Source organism: Metamycoplasma alkalescens, assembly GCF_900476125.1.
In the GTDB taxonomy this organism is placed as follows: domain Bacteria; phylum Bacillota_I; class Bacilli_A; order Mycoplasmatales; family Metamycoplasmataceae; genus Metamycoplasma; species Metamycoplasma alkalescens.
On record NZ_LS991949.1, the window covers coordinates 517,519 to 538,887 of the forward strand.

Annotated in this window: 19 protein-coding genes; 14 read left to right on the forward strand and 5 right to left on the reverse strand. The window is 24.7% G+C overall.

What is annotated here, in order from left to right; translation table 4 throughout:
• Window positions 1-77: 77 nt before the first annotated feature.
• Window positions 78-1,301, reverse strand: a complete 1,224-nt coding sequence (locus D2845_RS02275; RefSeq protein ID WP_110858360.1) for an endonuclease — start codon at window positions 1,299-1,301, stop codon at window positions 78-80.
• Between the two features lie 218 nt (window positions 1,302-1,519).
• On the opposite strand from D2845_RS02275, the gene D2845_RS02280 reads away from it, so the two are divergent.
• The 3 genes from D2845_RS02280 to D2845_RS06570 all read left to right on the forward strand — a co-directional run bounded on the left by D2845_RS02280 (window position 1,520) and on the right by D2845_RS06570 (window position 6,593).
• Entirely contained in the window at window positions 1,520-2,920 is a 1,401-nt protein-coding gene (locus D2845_RS02280; RefSeq protein WP_110858361.1) for a BspA family leucine-rich repeat surface protein, read from the forward strand.
• A gap of 339 nt (window positions 2,921-3,259) precedes the next feature.
• Entirely contained in the window at window positions 3,260-4,315 is a 1,056-nt protein-coding gene (locus D2845_RS02285) for an ATP-binding protein (protein WP_110858362.1), read from the forward strand.
• Window positions 4,302-6,593, forward strand: coding sequence for a S8 family peptidase (locus tag D2845_RS06570; RefSeq protein WP_110858363.1), 2,292 nt, complete (start codon window positions 4,302-4,304; stop codon window positions 6,591-6,593). The genes D2845_RS02285 and D2845_RS06570 overlap by 14 nt, the downstream gene beginning before the upstream one ends.
• 73 nt (window positions 6,594-6,666) lie before the next feature.
• Here D2845_RS06570 and D2845_RS06960 read toward each other — a convergent pair whose 3' ends face one another.
• From D2845_RS06960 to D2845_RS02300, 3 genes are all read right to left on the reverse strand, one after another.
• On the reverse strand, window positions 6,667-6,792 hold the full coding sequence (locus D2845_RS06960; protein WP_274517379.1) for a hypothetical protein: 126 nt from the start codon (window positions 6,790-6,792) through the stop codon (window positions 6,667-6,669).
• A gap of 73 nt (window positions 6,793-6,865) precedes the next feature.
• Window positions 6,866-9,646 (reverse strand): DNA topoisomerase (ATP-hydrolyzing), encoded by a 2,781-nt coding sequence (locus tag D2845_RS06575; RefSeq protein WP_110858364.1) that lies wholly within the window; start codon window positions 9,644-9,646, stop codon window positions 6,866-6,868.
• A gap of 11 nt (window positions 9,647-9,657) precedes the next feature.
• Window positions 9,658-11,580, reverse strand: a complete 1,923-nt coding sequence (locus D2845_RS02300; protein ID WP_110858365.1) for a DNA gyrase/topoisomerase IV subunit B — start codon at window positions 11,578-11,580, stop codon at window positions 9,658-9,660.
• 251 nt (window positions 11,581-11,831) lie between these two features.
• On the opposite strand from D2845_RS02300, the gene D2845_RS02305 reads away from it, so the two are divergent.
• Together D2845_RS02305 and D2845_RS02310 are read left to right on the forward strand one after the other, a co-directional pair.
• Window positions 11,832-12,101, forward strand: a complete 270-nt coding sequence (locus D2845_RS02305) for a hypothetical protein (protein ID WP_110858366.1) — start codon at window positions 11,832-11,834, stop codon at window positions 12,099-12,101.
• Window positions 12,102-12,292: 191 nt separating this feature from the next.
• Window positions 12,293-12,703 carry a hypothetical protein gene (locus D2845_RS02310; RefSeq protein WP_110858367.1) on the forward strand — a complete coding sequence of 137 codons (411 nt, stop codon included), beginning with the start codon at window positions 12,293-12,295 and terminating at the stop codon, window positions 12,701-12,703.
• Between the two features lie 111 nt (window positions 12,704-12,814).
• Here D2845_RS02310 and thiI read toward each other — a convergent pair whose 3' ends face one another.
• Window positions 12,815-14,008 carry a tRNA uracil 4-sulfurtransferase ThiI gene (gene thiI, locus D2845_RS02315; protein WP_197712576.1) on the reverse strand — a complete coding sequence of 398 codons (1,194 nt, stop codon included), beginning with the start codon at window positions 14,006-14,008 and terminating at the stop codon, window positions 12,815-12,817.
• Between the two features lie 174 nt (window positions 14,009-14,182).
• Here thiI and D2845_RS02320 point away from each other — a divergent pair, with 174 nt between their 5' ends.
• The 9 genes from D2845_RS02320 (at window position 14,183) to yihA (ending at window position 21,272) form a co-directional block, all read left to right on the forward strand.
• The gene (locus tag D2845_RS02320) at window positions 14,183-16,000 is read left to right on the forward strand and encodes an AAA family ATPase (protein ID WP_110858368.1); all 1,818 of its coding nucleotides are present in this window, start codon (window positions 14,183-14,185) and stop codon (window positions 15,998-16,000) included.
• Between the two features lies 1 nt (window position 16,001).
• Window positions 16,002-16,874: a hypothetical protein gene (locus D2845_RS06580; RefSeq protein WP_110858369.1), complete on the forward strand. Its 873-nt coding sequence runs from the start codon at window positions 16,002-16,004 to the stop codon at window positions 16,872-16,874.
• Window positions 16,875-16,969: 95 nt separating this feature from the next.
• Entirely contained in the window at window positions 16,970-17,116 is a 147-nt protein-coding gene (rpmG, locus tag D2845_RS02330; RefSeq protein ID WP_002881969.1) for a 50S ribosomal protein L33, read from the forward strand.
• Between the two features lie 2 nt (window positions 17,117-17,118).
• The gene (gene secE, locus D2845_RS06585) at window positions 17,119-17,409 is read left to right on the forward strand and encodes a preprotein translocase subunit SecE (RefSeq protein ID WP_197712577.1); all 291 of its coding nucleotides are present in this window, start codon (window positions 17,119-17,121) and stop codon (window positions 17,407-17,409) included.
• Between the two features lie 29 nt (window positions 17,410-17,438).
• On the forward strand, window positions 17,439-18,017 hold the full coding sequence (nusG, locus tag D2845_RS06590) for a transcription termination/antitermination protein NusG (protein WP_002881967.1): 579 nt from the start codon (window positions 17,439-17,441) through the stop codon (window positions 18,015-18,017).
• Between the two features lie 117 nt (window positions 18,018-18,134).
• On the forward strand, window positions 18,135-18,689 hold the full coding sequence (locus tag D2845_RS02345) for a hypothetical protein (RefSeq protein WP_110858370.1): 555 nt from the start codon (window positions 18,135-18,137) through the stop codon (window positions 18,687-18,689).
• A 126-nt stretch (window positions 18,690-18,815) separates the two neighbouring features.
• Complete coding sequence (locus tag D2845_RS02350; RefSeq protein WP_110858371.1) at window positions 18,816-19,775, forward strand: tRNA (adenosine(37)-N6)-threonylcarbamoyltransferase complex ATPase subunit type 1 TsaE; 960 nt, start codon at window positions 18,816-18,818, stop codon at window positions 19,773-19,775.
• On the forward strand, window positions 19,775-20,719 hold the full coding sequence (gene tsaD, locus D2845_RS02355) for a tRNA (adenosine(37)-N6)-threonylcarbamoyltransferase complex transferase subunit TsaD (protein WP_110858372.1): 945 nt from the start codon (window positions 19,775-19,777) through the stop codon (window positions 20,717-20,719). Before D2845_RS02350 ends, tsaD begins: the two co-directional genes overlap by 1 nt.
• A gap of 1 nt (window position 20,720) precedes the next feature.
• Window positions 20,721-21,272: a ribosome biogenesis GTP-binding protein YihA/YsxC gene (gene yihA / locus D2845_RS02360; RefSeq protein WP_110858373.1), complete on the forward strand. Its 552-nt coding sequence runs from the start codon at window positions 20,721-20,723 to the stop codon at window positions 21,270-21,272.
• Window positions 21,273-21,369 lie beyond the last annotated feature (97 nt).

Below are 21,369 nucleotides of genomic sequence, written 5' to 3' on the forward strand. Positions count from 1 at the left end.
AATAAATCTATTTAAAATCATATAAAAAATAATAGCATCATTTAAATCTGATTTTTGATGCTATTTTTTTAAATAGATTAATTTGCTTTTTTAATTATTTTATTTGCAATTCCCTTATTTTTAAAAACAAAGTTATTATCATTTTCAAAATAAACCGCAATTAATTCAGGATAATCAATAAATGGATTTCTATTTTTTTGATGTTTGTAAATTCCATTATTTCGATCAAGATCAAATTGTGAAATATTGTCCTTTTTTGTTCACTTTAAATATGTATTTAAAAAGTTAGGTTTGATTTTATATTTTCCATTAATCTTTTCAAATACCCTATTTGCCATGTTTCCGCGATTAAGATTCTTATCTTGATATGTTAAGACAAAATAAAAATAAACTCTTGCAATATCACCTTTAAACTCATTGATGACTTCAAAAACATCTTTTCCATCTTCAATTGAAGCTCCAAGTTTTGACCCATTGCTTGAAACAATTTTGCCATTTTTTGTTGTTCCATATGGTAAATTGCCATGAATTGCATTGACTATAACATCACTTGGTCAAACATGATGAGCATCATTTCTCATCGGATTTTTCTTGCCAAATCATGATTGAGGAATGATATGTTCACGGTTGAATTTTTCTCCCTCATTTTTTACCTTTTCACCTTGATAGCGATCATTAAAACTAAAACTATATTTATCTTTTCCATTCGGAATTTCTGTATAAAAATCTAGCACAGTTCCATCATTTTCATAATATTTATCAACAAAAGCATCCTCGTATGTTTTTCACAAATCACTATATTTAGGTGTACTATTTCGATTTGCTTTTTGTAATAAAAAAAGATTATTTCTTAATGCTTCGCCACTTAAACCATCAAGTGATTGATAAAAATCATTCGATTGATCATATTCAATTACATAACCATGATTTAATGAGGGCGCAACATTATCGAAGTGTTCAATAAAATTCTTTTCTTCATCATTATTAGTTTGAGGTTTATTACCTTCATTATTTTCATTAGGTTTATTAGGTGTTGGTTGAAAATTATTATTGTTTTGTGGATCCTTATGATTTTGATTATCAGGTTTTTGTTGAGTATTATCTTGTGAATCATTATTATGAAAAGAATCAGGTATTGGTTGGGAATTATTGTTGTTTTGATTTTCTGAGTTATCATTTTGATTTTGTGAAAAATCATCTTTTTGTTGATTTTTACATGAAACAGAAATTAAGGGAAATTGAAGCAAACAAAAAATTGTAGAACCTATTAATATATTTTTTCTTAATGTGTCTTTCTTCATTCTATATTTTTCATTTCCTATAAATTACTTATGAATTAATTATAAACAATATAAGATCCTCTTTTTTAAATATATTGAATTATTTGTTGATTATTTATTTAAAAGCTCTTATTTAAATGATATTTTTAATATTTTTTGCCATAAAAAAAAACAAAAAAATATATACTTTATAATTGGATTTTGACTTAATTTAAATACTAAATTTAATAGAAGGGATAATGAAATTAAATAAATTTTTGTTAAAAATTGGAGTAAGTATTTCAGTTGCATCTTCGCCACTTATAGCTGCTTCATGTAAAAAAAATCAAAATAATGAAATTAATAATGACAGCAAAGAAAATGATAATATCATTAACAATCTTAATGATAATTCTAAAAATGAAAATGATCAAAATCAATTAATTAACAATAAAGAACCAAAAATAAAATTGAAAATTGATATTTCTAAATTGAAAAATGAAATTAATCCAAAAAATAATTGAAAATCAAATGATTTTTTAAATGATTTAAAAAAAATATCTGGATTAGAAGAACTAACAGAAAATGATTTTGAATTTGAAATTTTAAAAAGAGCTAATTTTGATAATGAAGGGAAAGCTACAATTAAAGCAAAATCTAGTTCAGAACTTATTAAAGGAAATCTAGACTTAATAATTAAAAAACTAGATTTATTAACTCCAGTTGATACCAAATATAATGCAAATAAAACAGAAGTCATAGTAATTGGTTATGACAATAAGGGTAAAATTAAAATGTTTGCACCTAGTGTCAAAAAAGTTCCAGAAAAACTACCAGAAGAAATTATTAGTTTAAATTTTGCTTTTGCTAAAAATAATAGTGAGTCAATTGAAAATTTAGATAAATGAGATACTTCTAATATTGAAAGTATGATGGGAATGTTTCAACATGCAAAAAATTTCAATCAAAATCTAACATCTTGAAATACAAGCAATGTCAAAAATATGAATTACATGTTTAATGGTGCAGAAAAATTTAATGGCAATATTTCAAACTGAGATACCAAAAATGTAGAAAAAATGTGGGGAATGTTTGACTCTGCCAAAGCATTTAATATAGACATTTCAAACTGAAATACAGACAATGTTACAACAATGAGAAAAATGTTTCAAAATGCTGAAAAGTTTAATCAAGATCTTTCAAAATGAAACGTCAATAATTTAGAATCCATTGATGGAATGTTTTTTGGTGCAAAAGAATTTGATAATGATTTATTCAAATTGGTTAATAATAATAAGGTTACAGATTTACAGTTATTATTTTATAATGCTGAAAAATTTAATAAATCTTTAAAACATTGAGATGTATCGGGAATTAAACTAATGAATAATATGTTTAGAAATGCAAAAAAATTTAATCAAGATCTTTCAAATTGAAATGTTTCTAATGTAAAATCAATGAGCAATATGTTTACTGATGCCACATTATTTAACCAAGATATTTCTAATTGAGATACAAAAAATGTAACAAATATGCAACAAATGTTTCTAAATGCATCTTCTTTTAATCAGGATCTTTCTAGATGAAATGTAAAAAAAGTAAAAGAATTTGATGGTTTTAGTATCCATATAAAAAATAAACCAAAGTTTGAAAAAAAGTAAATAAATAATAACTTATATATTAAAAATTCAAGACTGATTTTGTCTTGAATTTTTTGATTATTTTAATGCTATTTTTGGAATTTCTTTAGTAAATGTTTCAATTTATTCCAAAATTTTGTTAGATCAACTAATTCATCATATTCTAACTAATCTTTTTTATTAAAATTTTTGCATTTTTAAATATTATTAAACAAGATTATTATGTAGTTTTTTGTAAAAAAAATCATAAGTTAATCAATTAAATTATTTTTTTGATTTTTGTCCCTATTTTTATTTTTTTGTCCCATTATCATTTATAATATTTAATATACCCTAAATTATAATAAGGATTTTTAAAATATGAAAAAAGGTAATGTTATAAACTTGATTAGATATTATGTCGATAATAATGATATAGCTTTTCGGAATGAAGCATATTTAATTGCGAAAGAATTTTATAATATGGGAGACGAGGAATTATCTCTTTATATTTTGTCATTACTTTCTGATGTTAATAGTTTTGTTCCGCAAGAGAATAATGGTGAAAATATAACTTTTGCAAAAAAAATAAATTTAAAGGGTGATCCGCTTCCTTTACCTAGTGTTATTGAAAATGATATTAAAGGAATTATCAATTCTTGTTTTAACCAAAGCGGTATAAATAAATTTTTGTTTATTGGTTCACCAGGAACCGGAAAGACAGAAAGTGCAAAAAATATTGCAAGAATTTTAAAAAGAGAATTATTTTTAGTTGATTTTAATAATTTAATTGATAGCAAATTAGGACAAACACAAAAAAACATTGCCGAATTATTTAAACAAATCAATGAACTACGTTTTCCTGAAAAAGCAGTTATTTTATTTGATGAAATTGATGCGATAGCTCTGAATCGGATTGATTCAAGTGATGTTAGAGAAATGGGAAGAGTAACAACAAGTATTTTAAATGGACTTGATAACTTAAGCGATAAAATTTTATTAATTGCAACAACTAATTTGTATCAACACTTTGATAAAGCGCTCTCAAGAAGATTTGATTCAATCATTGATTTCAATCGTTATCAAAAAGATGAACTAATTCAAATTGCAGAATTAATTTTAAATTTCTTCTTATCTAAATATAAATATAAAAATATTGGAAAAAATATTCGCTTATTTAGAAAAATTATTTCATCAATGCAGAATATTCCTTTTCCTGGAGAATTAAAAAATATGATTAAAACTTGTTTAGCGTTTAGCGATCCAAATGATGAATTTGATTATTTGAAAAGATTATTTAGTTATGTTTCCAAAAATAATGATTTAAAAACAATGAAAGAATATGGGTTTAGCATAAGAGAAACAGAATTACTAACAGGGGTTTCCAAAAGTAAAATTTCGAGAGATTTAAAAGGATTATTAGATGAATCGAAATAAAATCATTGAATTATCAGGTAATTTTTCTTCTGCAAAAAATATTTTTGGAAACAATGAAATTAACATTCCAGCTAATAGTTCTATAAATTCAAATAAGATAGAAAAACTTAAAAATGAACTGGAAAATGTTTTGAAATATTGAAAAACCGTGAGTTTGGAAATCAATCCACTTATTACTTGCACTTTTGACCGGGTAATGGCTAAAAGCAAACGAATCAAAGGACTTTTTTATAGTGATTTTGCTAAAAATAATGCTGCAATAGTTGGCGCTAAGTTTATTAGTGAAAAATTAAATGATGAATCATATAATAAAAAACATGTAATTACATATTGCATTGAATTAAGTACATTACAAGAATCATTGTCAAATCTAAAAAAAGTAATTGATATTATCAAAGAAACATTTAAATCATCACTCTCACATGAAACAATCAATGCAATTAATGAGGATCGTTATAAAGAAGTTTTTAGTTCATCGGATGCTATATCTAAAAAGCGTTTTTTAAATATTGTTGTAGATTGTTTTTATCTTGAAAACATTAGTGTACAAAAAGAAGTAAGCACTGATTTAAAAGATAATATGATTGTAACAATCTATAAAACAAACATCGAAACAAAAAAAATTTTAGAAAAATTAGGAATTGATAGTTTTAATAAAATTACTGATGATGGAACAACATTGCTATTGCATCATAATGATTATGAAAATCTTAAAAGTAAGGCACCATTTTTAATTTCGATGGAGGCAAATGATCTTTTTGAGTTTGAAACTGAAGATTCTATGAGCAAAATCAGCAATCAAAGAACAATTGACGACCCAAAAAATGAACCAATTATTGGTGTTATTGATACAATGTTTGATAAAAATGTTTATTTTTCAAAATGAGTTGAGTTTAAAAATATGCTTAATGAAGAAATAAGTCTAAGTCAAGAAGATTATGCCCATGGAACTGCTGTTTCTTCAATCATTGTTGATGGACATAGATTAAACCCAGAACTAGATGATGGGTGTGGTCATTTCCGAGTTAGACATTTTGGAGTAGCATCGAGTAGGTATTTTAGTGCATTTGCAATAGCAAATTCGATTGAAGAAATAGTTAGAAAAAATTCTGATATAAAAGTTTGAAACTTATCATTAGGTTCAAATTCTGAAATAAATGAAAATTCCATTTCTTATGTTGCTTCAAGATTGGATAAAATTCAATTTGAAAATGATGTTATCTTTGTTGTTGCAGGTACAAATAATAAAAATGAAAACAAAAAAAATCTTAAAAAAATCGGTTCCCCTGCAGATTCAATAAATTCATTAGTTGTCAATTCAGTTGACTTTAAAAACAACCCAGCAAATTACACAAGAATTGGTGAAGTTTTATCATTTTTTATTAAACCTGATGTTAGTTATTATGGTGGAACTGAAGAAAAAGGAATAAAAGTTTTTAAACCGATGGGAGAAACATTTTCTTTTGGAACATCTTTTGCAGCACCTTGAATTGCAAGAAAATTAGCATTCATTATTCATAAAATGCAAATTAATCGTGAATTAGCAAAAGCATTAATCATTGATTCGGCAATTAAATGAAATAGTAAAAAAACTATTTTGAATCAGCAAAAAATTGGTCATGGTGTTGTACCAATTAAAATTAATGATATTCTTACATCTGCTTCGGATGAAATTCGAATTTTATTAACTAGTAAAACAGAAGAATATGAAACATATAATCATAATATTCCAGTTCCTGTCGTAAATGAAAACAAACATCCTTTTATTGCAAGGGCAACACTTTGTTATTTTCCTAATTGTAACCGCAATCAAGGAGTTGATTATACTAATAGTGAACTAGATATTCATTTTGGGCGAATTAAATTAAAAGATAATAAACTTAAAATTGATTCAATAAATAAAAATAAGCAATCTGAGGATCAAACATATTTACTATATGAAAAAGAAGCTCGTGAATTATTTCGTAAATGGGATAATGTTAAACATATTTATGAAAATTTCTTAACTAAAAAAGGTGGAAAACGTCGATTAAAAAAACAGGGTATAGATGGAAAATGAGGCATTAGTATAAAAGTTAAGGAACGTCTAAATAATTATCAAGGAAGAGGACTTAAATTTGGAATTGTAATCACATTAAAAGAAATTAATGGAAATAACATGCTACAGAAATTTATTAATTTATGTGAAGGAACAAGAGCTTGAAATATTAATAAAGTTGATATTGAAAAAAGACTTGATATATATGAAAAAATTCAGGAAGAAATTTTCAATAAATAATTTAATTAGATTTAAAAAAGCACAAGAAATTAAATTTTTCTTTGTGCTTTTTTATTTTTAAAATTATTGGTAATTATTGTTGTGCTTCAGCAGCAGCTTTTCTAGCTGCTCTTCTTAAATCACGAGCTCTTTCTTTTGCTAATTTATGTGCTCGTTTTTCAGCTTTAACTTTATTTGCTAATCTCACATCTTTTCTCATAATATTCCTTTCGCTAATTGCCAATTTTTAATGATGATTATTCTTAGATTAAAAAGATATTTATAAATTATAACTATTTTTTTGTGATTTCTTTTACTTTTCTTTCTAAGAAATCAAGATCAATTTTATCCATTTCAGCAATTTTTTCATCCAGATTTAATTGTGCTTCTTTAGGATCGTATGATTGAGTTTTTTCTTCAAAATTATTATCAAAATCAAATAATTGTAACTGTTCATTTTTATTCGTTTCTAAGAAAGAATTCTTCATATTTTTTTTAAGATAATATTTTTGAAAAAGAATTTCATTCACACTAAATTGCGAATATTCTTTGGCATTGATTTTTTGCAAATAATATTTTTCAATTTCTTTCTTTTTTTGCTCATTAGGTTCAATTAATTCAGTAATTTTAAGTGGTTGAATTAAATAACCAGAATTATTAAACTCTAAATTTTTATTAATTAATTTTTCATTTTTAGAATGATCTTTATCAAGTTCATTTAAATCAAATTGAATAACTTCATTGCTTTTATTTGTGAATAGAAATTCCAATTGCTTTGTTTTTATCTCAAGTGATTTTGGACTACAATTATAATTTTTTAACAAATTAAATAAAAAAGTCCCACGATTAGTACGATTGGTATAAGCAATTTCGCCAATATCTCATTGCTTTAGCAATCCATCTTCAGTAAGCATTGTTACTTGATTGAATTTTGAACATGTACAAAAAGCTGCAACATGGGTTTTATCTAATTTCGGAAGTAACTTGATTCCTTGGGCTTTAAGCGCTAAATCAGATGAAAAAACATCTTCCGAAATTAAAAAATAAAGACCGTTATTTAGCAAAATAAAAAGATCTTTTTCATCATTACTAATTTTTGCATCAACTAGTTCATCATCTTCATTTTTAAAATTCATGCAACTTCTTTTTTTTGCAAAAATTTTTGATTCAAAAGTCGAAATTTTAACTTTTTTTGCATAACCAAATTTTGTAATTAAAATTAAATTAAGATATGTATTAAAAGAAATTATTTCCATGACACGAATGATTTTTTCATTGAAATCAAGATTAACAAGCGAAGAAATATGAACTCCTAATTCTTTTCATGAATTATCTTTAAAAATATGTGCTTCTAAAACAAAAAAGTTTCCTTTATTTGTAATAAATAATAATTTTGATAATGAATTTATTTTGTCATAATATTTGATTGCATCATCTTCTTTTAGTTTATATGAACTTAGTTCATTTGCTAAAAAGATTTTATTACTAATTTTTTTAATGTAACCTTCTTGTGAAACAAAAAAATAAAAATCTTCATTTTTAGTTAGTAATTTATAATCAATTTCTGTGCTAATTACTTCTTGATTAATCTTGGTTTGACGTGGTTTTTTAAATTGATTTTTAATTTCAGTTAATTGTGAAATTAAAAAATTATTAAATGCTTCTTCATTATCTAAAAGATTTTGACATTGTGCAATTAATTTTTCAAGTTCATTTTTTTCTTGTTGAAATTCAATTTGATCCATTCTTGATAATTTGTATAATCTTAGTTCGGCAATTGCTGTGGCTTGAATTTCAGAAAAATTGAATTTTTGCATTAAAGCTAAAATAACACCTTTTTTGGAATTATCACTTTCTTTAATTAATTTAATTACTTGATCAGAAATTTCAGCAACCCTAATAAATCCAAGCACAATTTCATGACGCAATTTATATTTTTGCAAATCAAAATTAATCCCTTTTGTATTAATTAATTTCAGATGTTCTAAAAAAGCAAATAATGCTTTGTCAAGTGAAAGTAAGCATGGCGCATTTTTATAAATTGCTAACATATTGTAATCATAATTTATTTTTAGTTTTGTTTTATTCATTAAATATGTAATGATTGCTTCCGCATTGGAATCTTCTTCAAGTTCAATATAGATTGAAAGACCATTTCGATCAGATTGATCCTTAATTTCTTTAATTCCTGAAATTGCTTTTGAAGAAATAATTGAGTCAATTTCAAAAACAAGTTTTGATTTTATTACTCCAAAAGGAATTTCTAAAATTTCAATGCCAGTGATTTTATTTTTTTTATTTTCAATAAATTTATATTTTGAGCATAAAGCTATTTTCCCCTTACCAGTCTTAAAAGCTTCTTCAATGCCATTTGTTCCATAAATAACCCCACCAGTTGGAAAATCAGGGCCCTTGACATAATGCATTAACCCCTTAATAGTAATATTTGGATTTTTAATCATTGCAATTGTTGCATCAAGTAATTCAGCTAAATTATGCGGTGGAATTTGGGTAGCAAATCCGGATGCAATTCCAACGGCTCCATTAACTAATAAGTTTGGAAAAAGTGTTGGTAAAATTGTTGGTTCATACTCTGAATCATCAAAATTAGGGACCATAGTAACAACTTTTCTTTCCAAATCTTTTAACATGAATTCGGTAATTTTTTCTAATCTTGATTCAGTATAACGCATTGCAGCAGCTGGGTCATCATCAATTGAACCTTTGTTTCCATGCATTTGCACAAGTGGATAATTACTTTTTCACTCCTGTGCCATTCTTACCATTGCTTCATAAACAGAGCTATCGCCATGTGGATGATATTTACCTAAAACATCCCCGACAATCCGGGCTGATTTTTTAAATGGGTCTTTATTTCTTAATTTTAAATTTCACATTGAATAAAGAATTCTTCTTTGGACAGGTTTTAAACCATCCCTTGCATCAGGAATTGCTCTTTGTTGGATAACATATTTTGAAAAACGTGAAAAACTACTGCTCATGATTTCAATCATGTTTTTTTCAATAATATTTTCAATTATTTCATCAAATTCTTTCTTATTTTTTTTCTCCATAAAAAACCAACTTATTTTTCATTAATTATAAAATCATCAATACTTGAGAAATCAATATTTTCATTAATTCAAATTTTCCGAGCTTCTGAGTTATCACTCATAAAAGTAGTAACGTTTCGTTCCGTTAATCCTTGGTTATCAATATTTACTTTGATGATTGAACGCGTTTCTGGGTTCATTGTTGTATCTCATAATTGATCAGCATTCATTTCTCCAAGACCTTTATAACGCTGAATTTCATAATTTGTATATTGCGAAGTAATTTCTCTTAATTCATCCTCATCCCAAGCATAGAAGCTTTTATTATTACTACTTTTAATTGTTATTTTGTACAATGGTGGCAAAGCAATATAAATCATCCCTTCTTCAATAAGTTTTTTCATATATCTTCAAAAAAAAGTTAAAAGTAACATCTGAATATGTGCACCATCAACATCGGCATCAGTCATGATGATAATTTTTCCATATTGTGAATTTTTTAAATCAAAATCTTCACCAACACCAGCACCAATAGTATTAATTATTGTTGCTAATTCTTCATTAGCTAAAATATCAACTAATTTTGCTTTATCAGTGTTCATAACCACACCCCGAAGTGGCAAAATTGCTTGTGTACGACGATCACGACCCATTTTTGCTGAACCCCCAGCCGAATCTCCCTCAACTAAAAACAATTCTTTTTCAGCTGAATTTTTTGATTGTGCTGGAGTTAGTTTTCCTGAAAGGATTTTTTTCGTATCTAATTTATTTTTGATTTTTCTTGCTTCATTTCTTGCATTTCTTGCTGCAATTTTACTTTCATAAGCAATTTTAATTTTTTTAAGAATTTCATTTGCTTCTTGTTTATTTTCATTCAAATAAAAACTAAATTTTTCAGAAAAAAATTCTTCAACAGCTTCTCTTGCTTCAGGTGAGCCTAATTTATCTTTGGTTTGTCCAACGAATTCCAAAATATTTTCTGGAATTTTTAAAGAAACAACAGCAATGATTCCTTCTCTGACATCATAACCTTCAAAACTAATTTTATTTTTTGAAGGATTATTTTTAGCATATCATTCATTAATTGTTTTTGTCAATGCAGTTTTAAATGCTGTTTCATGTGTTCCACCATCTTTTGTTTTGACATTATTAACAAAAGAATAAATTGTTTCATTATAACTATCAGTATAAGCTAAAGAAATTTCAATTTCAATATTATTTTTTGCAACCCCTGAAGTATAAAAAATATTGCTAATAAATTTTTTCCCTTCACCAACAAAATTAATATATTCTTTAATTCCTTCATTAGTTTGAAAAACAAGGTTTTCGTTTGTGATTTCATTGATGTATGTTATTTTTAAATTGGAAATTAAAAAACTGGCTTCTCTAAGTTTTTCTTTGATTATTTCTGATGAAAATTTTGCTTTTTTAAAAATATTAAAATTAGGTCAAAATTGAACTTTTGTTCCTCTTTTTGAACTGCTAGCAATTGCTGTTGTTTTAGTTGTAATTTTTTCTTGCTCAAAAGCAGTAAAATATTCTTTTTTGTCCCGAAAAACACTAACTTCCAACTTTGTGCTTAAGGCATTTACAACCGAGGAACCAACTCCATGCAACCCTCCACTAGTTTTGTATGCCCCTTTGCCAAATTTTCCACCTGCATGTAATTCAGTAAAAACTAATTCAACCCCAGTTTTTCCTGATTCATGTTTTGTCACAGGGATTCCTCTGCCATTGTCTTCAACAATAATTGAATTATCTTTTTTTAAGATTACTTTAATATTGCTTGCAAATCCAGCTAAAGCTTCATCAATTGCATTATCAAAAATTTCTCAAATTAAATGATGCAAACCATTTGAATCTGTTGATCCAATATACATTCCTGGTCTTTTAATAACAGCATCTAATCCCTTTAAAACTTTTAGATCTTGTGCTTCATAATTTGTCATACTCATATTTTTTATATTATATATTCTTTAATATTAAATTACTAAATTAAATAAACTTAAATAAATAAGTAATTATAATAATAAAATTTTTTTGAAAATCAAGTTAATTTTAATCCTTAGAAAAATTAACAAGTTAATTAATATCATTAATAATAAAATATTTTCTATTTTTACACACTTAAAAAATTTTATATATAATAATTTCGGTTATTAAAAATGTTTCTAAAAACAATTCTCAACATATTCTAAGGCTATTTATGAAAAAAAGTAAAATATTAAAATTTTCATTGCTTGCAACTGGTTTTTTATTAGTTCCAATTCCTTTATTTTTTGCAACAAAAAAAAGTATTAATTTAAATGAAGAAAAAATTGTTCAAGATGATAAAACTAGATTAATTCCAACAGTAAGTAATAATGATACATATAAATTAAACAAAGAAGAAAAAGAAAACAAAAACCAACTAAATAATGAAATTAAACAAATAGATAATAAGATAAAAAAAATGCAGATCTTGAATCTGAATTAAATTTAGTAAAGTCTAGATTATTTAGTAATCAAACAAATATAAAAAACATCCAAGAAAAGCTAAATAAATTACTTCAAGAAAAAAGAAAAATTGAAAATCAACTTAATGGTTTAATTTCTTTAGAAGAAAATGCAGAAAATAAATTAGTTAATACTGAAAAAGAAGAATTAATTGTTAAAAAACAGTATGATATGTATAAAAAATTCTTAGATACCATAATAAGTTATCATGAATCATATAATAAATATTTAGAAGAATTAAAAAAACAAAAAAATAATACTTTATTTGAATCTCAAAAAGAAGATATAACAAAAGAATTAGAATTTAGTGAAACTAATTTTGATGTTGTATTCCCAAAACTACAAGAGAAATTTGTTGAAATTGAAAAACAATTAAAAGAAATTCAAACCAAAAAAGAATTTGAAACTAAAAATTTTAATAAAATACATAATGAAGTTGAACTAGCAATTTCCAAATTACTTGATATTGATTTAAAAATTGAATCCATTGAAGCAATTTTGTCAAAATTAGTCAATGAAAAACAAACTTTAGAAAATCTACGAAAAGAAATTTCTATAAATATTTTTAAAGAAAAAGAATAAATTAAAAAATATTGAAAAATAGAATTTTTTTTATCTTAAACATTTGATTTAAATAAGAAAATAAAATGAATTTTAATTTAAAAATGTAATGTGGCATACACTATCTTTTTTTTACTCGATAGTACTTAATACATTACATTTTTTATTTGCTAACAAAAATTTTTTTATTTCAATTTCATCAATAATTTCATTTTCAAGTTTATCAAGGTAAATTAATTCATTTTCTAATTTTTTTGCATCTTCACGATTTGGTTTTGTGACTGGAAAATCCGGAGCAAATAATTCACATGTTTCACATGCTTTTTGAATCGAAATTTCCATTGTTCCAATTTTTTCAGCAATTTTTATTGTTTCATTTTTGTCAAATGATAAAAGAGGGCGAAAGATAGGAAGATTGCAAACTTCTGAAATTGTATAAATTGATTCCAATGTTTGTGAGGCAACTTGCGCAAGATTTTCACCATTTGAAATTGCCTTGATTCCATATTTATTTGCAATCTTTTCAGCAATTCGATAAAAGCTTCTTCGCATTAAACAAATTTTATATTTTTGGTTTGAAACTAAACCAATGTAATTCATAATTTTTGTATAGTTAACTTGAAAAAGTGTTGCTGAACCTTGATATTTTGTCAATAAAGCAATAATTTCATCAATCTTTTTTGTTGTTTTTTCATCAGTATGGGGTGGAGTTATAAAGTTTAAAAAAGCAATCTTAAGTCCTCTTTTTTGCAATAAATTGGCAGCAACAGGCGAATCAATTCCACCGCTGATTAAATGAAGTACTCTTCCCGAAGAAAAAACAGGCATTCCTCCCAATCCTTCAATATAATTTGTAAAAACATAACTAAATTTATCTCTAATTTCAATATAAATCAATAAATCAGGGTTCATTAAATCAACTTTTTTATTGAAAAAATTTCTTGATATAAAATTACCAAAATGAATATTTAATTCTGATGATGTCATTGGATAATTTTTATTGTGTCTTCTTGCTTTGATTGCAAATGAATCAAAATTATTTTCCTTAGCAAGTTTTTCAACTATTTTTTCAATATCCAAAAGGTTAGTTGATGTTTTATAAACAATTGAATATGAAGAAATTCCAAAAATGTATTTTAGTGCTTCAAGATTTTTTTGTGAGTATTTACAAAAAGCTCGATCATATTCAATTTTTAATTCATTTTTTTCAATGTAGATTTCTAAATTATTTTTTAATTGCTTAATGAAATCTCTTTTATTATTTCCTTTTAAAGTTAATTCACCATAACGAATTAAAATTTCTTTTTCTTCAATAACATTATTCATTTTAAGGCTCCTTTTCTTGATTTCTCAAAGTTAAAATTACAGTTATATTTTCATTTTTTCAACTAAAATTGATTGAAATTTATTAATGTTTTCAATAGAAAAATATTGAATTTAGTTTGATACAATTATTATACATTTATAAAGATTCTAAAATTGCAATTTTTTTGGAGAATAATGAACAAACAAATAAATAATTTTAAAGATAAAATTGAGCTAGTTGAAGAACAAAAAAGACTTATAGATTTTGCTTTGGATGGGAAAAATGTTTTAGTTGATGCATGTATTGGAAGTGGAAAAACAACAACAATTCAAATTCTTTGTGAGAAACTTCCAATTGATAAAAAAATTTTATATCTTACATATAGTAAGCTACTAAAATTTGATGCAAAAGCAAAAATTAAAATTAAAAATGCATTTGTTACTTCATACCACGGATTTGCTTTTTATATGTTAAAAAGAAATGGAATTAATTCAAACCAAAGTGATGCGATTGAGATGTTTTTAAAAAATGATATTGATCCTGGGTTTTATGATGTTTTGTTAATTGATGAATATCAAGATATTGATTCTGAAATATCAAATTTGCTAGAAAAAATTAAAGCAAAAAATCCAAATATTCAAATTATTGGCGTTGGAGATATGGATCAAAAAATTTTTGATAAAACAACATTGGACGCAAAGAAATTTATTAATACTTTTCTTGGTAAATATGAATTTATTTGTTTTAATAAATCATTTCGAATTTCAAATGTTTTAGCAGATTTTTTAGGAAGAGCATGAAAAAAGAAAATACAAGGACTTAATCCAGAATGCAAAATTGAATATATGGAATTAGATGAGATTTCTAATTTTTTAGCAACGAAACAAACAAAAGATATTTTATGTTTAGGATCAAGATCAGGTCATATGAATTCAATTTTAAATTTTCTTGAAGAAAACTATTCGGAAAAATTTAATAAAAATACAGTTTATGCAAGCATCAAGGATAAAGATGGATGAGTATCACCAAAAGAAGATTCTGCTATTTTTACAACATATGATAGTGCAAAAGGATTAGAGCGTTCAATTTGTGTTGTATTTGATTTCTATGAAGGATATTGATTAGAAAGATTAAATAAACCAAATGTCAAACATCAAATTATTAAAAACATTTTTTTAGTTGCTGCAAGTCGCGGAAAAAAACATATTATTTTTGTCAAAGACCAAGATACAAGACTTCTTAGAGAAGAAGACTTTTTAGAAGAAACACAAAATTCATATCAATCCAAGTTATATTTAATTTCAGAAATGTTTGATCACAAATATAAAGAAGACATCATGGATGCATATGAATGTTTAGAAATAAAAAAAATTAATGTCGAAGATACTTCAATAATTGATATTAAAAATAATGATGGTTTAATTGATTTATCACCTTGTATTGGAATTTATCAAGAATCGTCATATTTCAATCAATATAGTATTGACAAAGCTCTTGAACAAATTATTTATTTCAATAAAAAATATAAAAAAATTTATGAAGAAATACTAAATAATGATGCGAATAATGAACTCCAAAAAATTCTTTTATATGTTGGTATTGAGACAAAACAAGATCGTTATTTTAAACAAGTTAGTTTACCATTTATTACAAATGAACAAACAATTCAAATTCACAATCGGTTAGGTGCAAGGTTAAATAAAGATGAAAAAGTTCAAGAGTTGTGTAGGATTGAATTTTATGATAAGATAAATAACTTTTCAATGCAAGCAATTGGTTTAACTGATGTGATAAAAAATAATATTGTTTATGAATTAAAGTTTGTAAATGAATTGCAATATGTGCATTATTTACAACTAGCTTCATATATGCTAGGCTTAAATTTAAAAAAAGGTATTTTATGAAATGTTAAAAGAAACCAATTATTTGAAATAAGAATTAAAAATAAAGAAGATTTTAAGAAAAAAATTGCTCTTGCAATCACAAAACATCGATTTGAAGAAAAGGAATAATATGAATAATACTTTTGATAAATCAAATATAGATAGAAATCAAATTGAATTTTTTGCAGTGATTGACATTGAGATAAATGAATATCGTAGCCCAATGTCAATTGGAGTTGTGATAGCAGAGAGTATAAATTTTGATGTTGTTGCCAAAAAATATTGAATTATTGCCGAAAATGTATCTCCAAGAGCAATGTTTTATTATGAATTAACTTGACCTTTAAGATCAGATCAAATGAGTTTACTTAACAAAGTTGAAGCATACAATATTGCAATAAACCAAATTATTGAATTTCTATTAGAGAACAATGTTAATTCTTGATTTTCATATACAGATTTTGATTATCGATATCTTCCTGAACTAAAGAATTTTTTTCATTGATTTGATATTAGTAGGATTGCAAGAAATATTCAATATAACAAATCAATTCCAAGTAGTTATCAATATTTCAAAAATAATTTAATTAAAAGTGGTTGAGGGGTGCAAAATATGTATCGTTTATTATCCAATGACTCAACATATTTTGAAACACATAATGCCTTAATTGATGCTGAGGATGAGTTAGAAATAATGCGAATGTTGCAACTGACTTTGAATTCATTTAAAGAATTAGAATTCATTGAAAGAAAAAATAGTTATCCAAGAAATGAATTTAGTTATGCACATGAAATTAATAAACAACCTAGTATTTTTTATAATTTTAAAAATGAGGACTTAAAAAAAGAACCTTATTTAGAATCAAAGAAATATAAACTTTTAAATAAAAAACAATTAAAGAAACAAAAAAAGTTTACTATTAATTTCTTAATTATTTTTGTTTTTATATTGTTTATAGCGATTATATTATCAACAATATTTTTAATAAAAATAAGAAACTAAAATTTAAAAAATCTAATGCTATTTTAATTTAATTTCTTGTTCTAAAATATGTTATATTTATTAAATATATAATAAAAAATATATAATTTTAAACTATGAAAAAACAAAAAAAAGTTTCACTATCTTGCCAAACTTGTTTTCATAAAAACTATTCAGTAAATAAAAGTAATGACAAACGTCTTGAAATTAAAAAGTTTTGTAAATTTTGTAACCTTCAAACATTGCATAAAGAGGAAAAATAATTATGGATGAAATTAAAAAGCAAAAAAAAGAAGAAATCAAATTAGAAAAAAAAAGAAATAAGCAAATTAAAGAAAATATCAAACAGCAAAAAAAAGAGGCCGCAAAAGAAACAAAACTTTATACATTTCGAAATTGAGTAAGAGAAATAAAACGTGTTGTTTGACCTAAAAATGCAAAAGTTTGAAAATGATTTGGAATTACAATTGCATTTTTAATTGTGATGGCAGTCTTTTGTTTTTTAGTTACTTTAGGATTTACAAGTTTATGAAATGTAATTGGAATTAAGGTCTAATTATAAAAAATTCTGGGAGAAAAAATATTATGAATACAGATTACAAATGGTATATGATTTCAACAGTTTCAGGTAAAGAGGATAATGTTATTGAAGCTTTAAAAAATAAAATTTCATCACAAGGAATGTCTGATTTTTTTAAAGATATTCGAATCTTTAAAATGCCACATCTTTCAAGTAAAGAACTTGAGAAAAAAACAAGAGGTGAAGAATTTACAGTCAAATATATCAATATTTACAAAGGATATATTTTTATCAATATGATTATGACAGATGAATCTTGATATTTAGTTCGGAACACCCAATATGTAACAGGATTAATCGGATCTTCTGGTAAAGGAGCAAAACCAACACCAATTAGTAAAAGAACTTTTGAAAAAATGATTGAAAAAGAAAAAGTTCTAATTGAAAAATTTGAAGCCGGTGATATTGAAACAGCTTTTAAAGAAGGAACAATTGTCAAAATAAAAAGCGGTATTTACAAAGATGAAGTTGGTGAAATTATAAAAAATAATGATAAAGAAGAAAAAGCTTTTGTGAATATTGAACAATTTGGAAGAAAAGTTCCAACTGAATTCTCATATAATGATTTAGAAATATGCGGTTAGGCATATTTTTTATTTGAGTTTTCAAGCAAACTAAAACCAATTTTAAAAAATGAAGTATTGTATAATTTTAAGTATTCAAAATTTTTATTTAAATTGAGAGATTAATGAGGTTAAAAAATGAAAAAATCAACAAAAATTCTAACCAGTTTTAGTATTTCCTTCGCAGCGATCTTACCAATTGCTGCAATATCTTGTGAAAATAAAAAAACAGCATTACAAAACCAAATTAATTTAGCTAAGCAAACACTTTTAAAAATTGAGTATGATGATTTCAAAAAAGAATTAAAAACTGAAATTGATAAAGCTGAAATAATTTTTAATAAACAAGATGCAACAAAAAAAGAATATACCGAAGCAACTGAAATGCTAAAGAAAAAAACTGAAGAAATAATTAATAAAAACTCAGAAAAAAATTCGCAACATATCAATAATAAGAAAAATGTTGATAAAAAAATTAATGAATTGAAACAATATGCCCATGAAAAATTATCAGATGCAAAAGATAATGCATTAAAAAGCGAATTAGTTTCAAAATACCAAGAAAAAGAAGAAGAGCATAGCAAAAAAGCAATCTCTGAATATACAAAAGAAAACACAGAAAAATTTATTGCTGAACTAGATCAAATTTTGAATGAAATTAAAGAAAAAAAAGAACAAAATAACGCAGCATAATTTATTTTTTTAACAATAATAATCTTAATTAAAATAAAAAGTTAGAATGAAGTTTTTAAAAAAATAAATTCTTTCTTTTTATTTTTTATTTAAAATAATTCAATTTAAAAAAAGAAGTTAAAACATATGAAAAAAATTTTTTATTTTAAGCAAAATCAAGCACTTGATGAACTAGTTGATTATTTAGTTTCATTCAAAAATCTCGAAGCAATCTTATTGGATGGGGAATTAGGTGCTGGCAAAACAACATTAACAGCAGCAATTGCAAAAAAACTTGGTGAGAAAAAAACGATTATTTCACCAACTTTTAATACAATGATTTGTTATGATAAATTTGTCCACATTGATGCTTATAAATTAAAGGGTAATTTGTTTGCATATGAAGAAGATTTTGAAAATAAATTAGTGATCATTGAATGGGCTAAAAATATTGAGCATAATTTCAAATATTATTTTTCAATCAATGTAACAATCCAAACAATCAATGAAGATATTTATCATGTTTTTGAAATCACAAAAAAAACATGTTCAAAAAGTTTATTTATTGAGACTTCTTTGGAAGACTTCTTTGTTTGCATCATTGAAAATAATTTGGTAACTAATAGCATCTTAATTAAAAACTTAATAAAAAAAACAGATTCATTTTTTAGCGTAATTGATGAAATATTATTAAAAGAAAAAACTAAGTTAGCAGATCTTGATTATATTTATACAACAAAAGGTCCCGGAAGTTTTACAGGTTCAAGATTAGGTTTTTTGTTTGCTAGCACAAACTATTTATTACAAAAAGAAATTTCAAATAATGATCTTGAGATTTTGCTTGCACCAACTTATGAATTATTTTTTAAGCAACAAAAAAAATCAATAATTTATATTAAAGCAAATAAATATAAGGCATATGAAATATCTAAAAAAAATGGATCAATTACAATAAACCTAAGTGATCGAGTACATTTAGCTAACAAATTTGATTATGATGATTTTATTAAAAATCCAGATGCCTATTTGTCTTTATTTAAAAAAGTAAATTCAGTTTTAGATGAAGAATTAGTTTATGCATCAGATCCACAAATTGGAGGATTATAATGAGAATTTTTGCAATTGAGTCTTCGCATGATGATACATCATTTGCGATTTTAGATGATAATAAACCAATTTGAATGAAAACAATAACACAAAGTGAAATTCATAAAATTTATGGTGGAACAATTCCTGAAATTGCTTCAAGAATGCATGTTAAAAATATCTTGATTTTGCTTGAAGAATTTAAAAAAGTTAAGCTTAATAATGAATTAATTTTTAAGAACATCGATTATATTGCATATACAAAAGAACCGGGTTTAATTGGTTCATTGCAAGTTGGATATATTGTTGCCCAAACAATGTCAAGAATTTATCAAAAACCAATTTTAGGTCTTAACCATTTAGAGGGTCATTTTTATTCAGCATTTATTAATAAAGAACTAGAATTTCCGGTCTTGTGTTTATTAGTTTCAGGAGGGCATTCACAAATTATGCTTTATAAAAGGTATGATGAATTTGAAATTGTCGGCGAAACACAAGATGATGCAGTCGGAGAGGTTTATGACAAAATTGCAAGAAAATTGAATTTAGGTTTCCCAGGCGGTCCAATTATTGATTCAATTTGAAAAGAAAATAAAAATTTATACAAAGACCATTTTTCAATTCCTAAAACAGCAAATGAATTCAATTTTTCTTTTAGTGGAATTAAAACTGCAGTCATTAATCATGTCAATAACTTGGTTAATAAAAATCTTGAAATTAACGTCAATAAAATTGCAAATGAATTTCAAAATACAATTGTTTTATATCTAAAAAATAATTTGCAAAAAGCAATTAAAAAATTTCAACCGAAATGTTTAAGTTTAGTTGGTGGCGTCAGTGCTAATTATGCAATTAGAAATATGGTCTTAGAATTGCATGATAATGTTTATTTACCAGAAATGGAATACACCACGGACAATGCAATGATGATTGCAAGATTAGCTTATGAAAAGGTAAAAAAATAAAATGTGAAAATTTATAAAAAGTTCAACATCCCAAGAAAATTGATTGCTTGACAATGAACAAGAAATCATTTTTTGAGGAAGATCAAATGTTGGAAAATCATCATTGATTAATGCTTTAGCAAAAACAAATTTAGCAAAAACTTCATCAACACCAGGAAGAACAAGATTAATTAATTATTTTGAAACAACAAATAAAAAAATTATTGTTGATCTGCCGGGTTATGGTTATGCCAAAATTTCAAAAAAAGATCAACAAAAAATTGCAGGAATAATTGATTTTTATTTTCGTAATTCAAAAACAAACAAAATTGTTTGTTTCTTGATTGATGCTAAGGTCGGATTTAGTGCAATTGATTTGGAAATGATTGAATATGTTGAGTCTTTATCAATTAAATTTGATATCATCATAACAAAACTTGATAAAGCAAACCAATCACAACGTCACCTTGTAAAAAAACAAGCTTTAACTTTTAAAAAAGAAATCAATATTTTCTTAGTCTCGTCACAAAAAAAACTCGGGTTAGACGATATTATTGAACACTACCAACTCTAATAAAAAAACTAGAATGAAGTTATTTTTAATTTTATTCTAGTTTTTTAAATAAAATTTCATACTAATTTAAACAAAATTTATTATTATTATTATTATT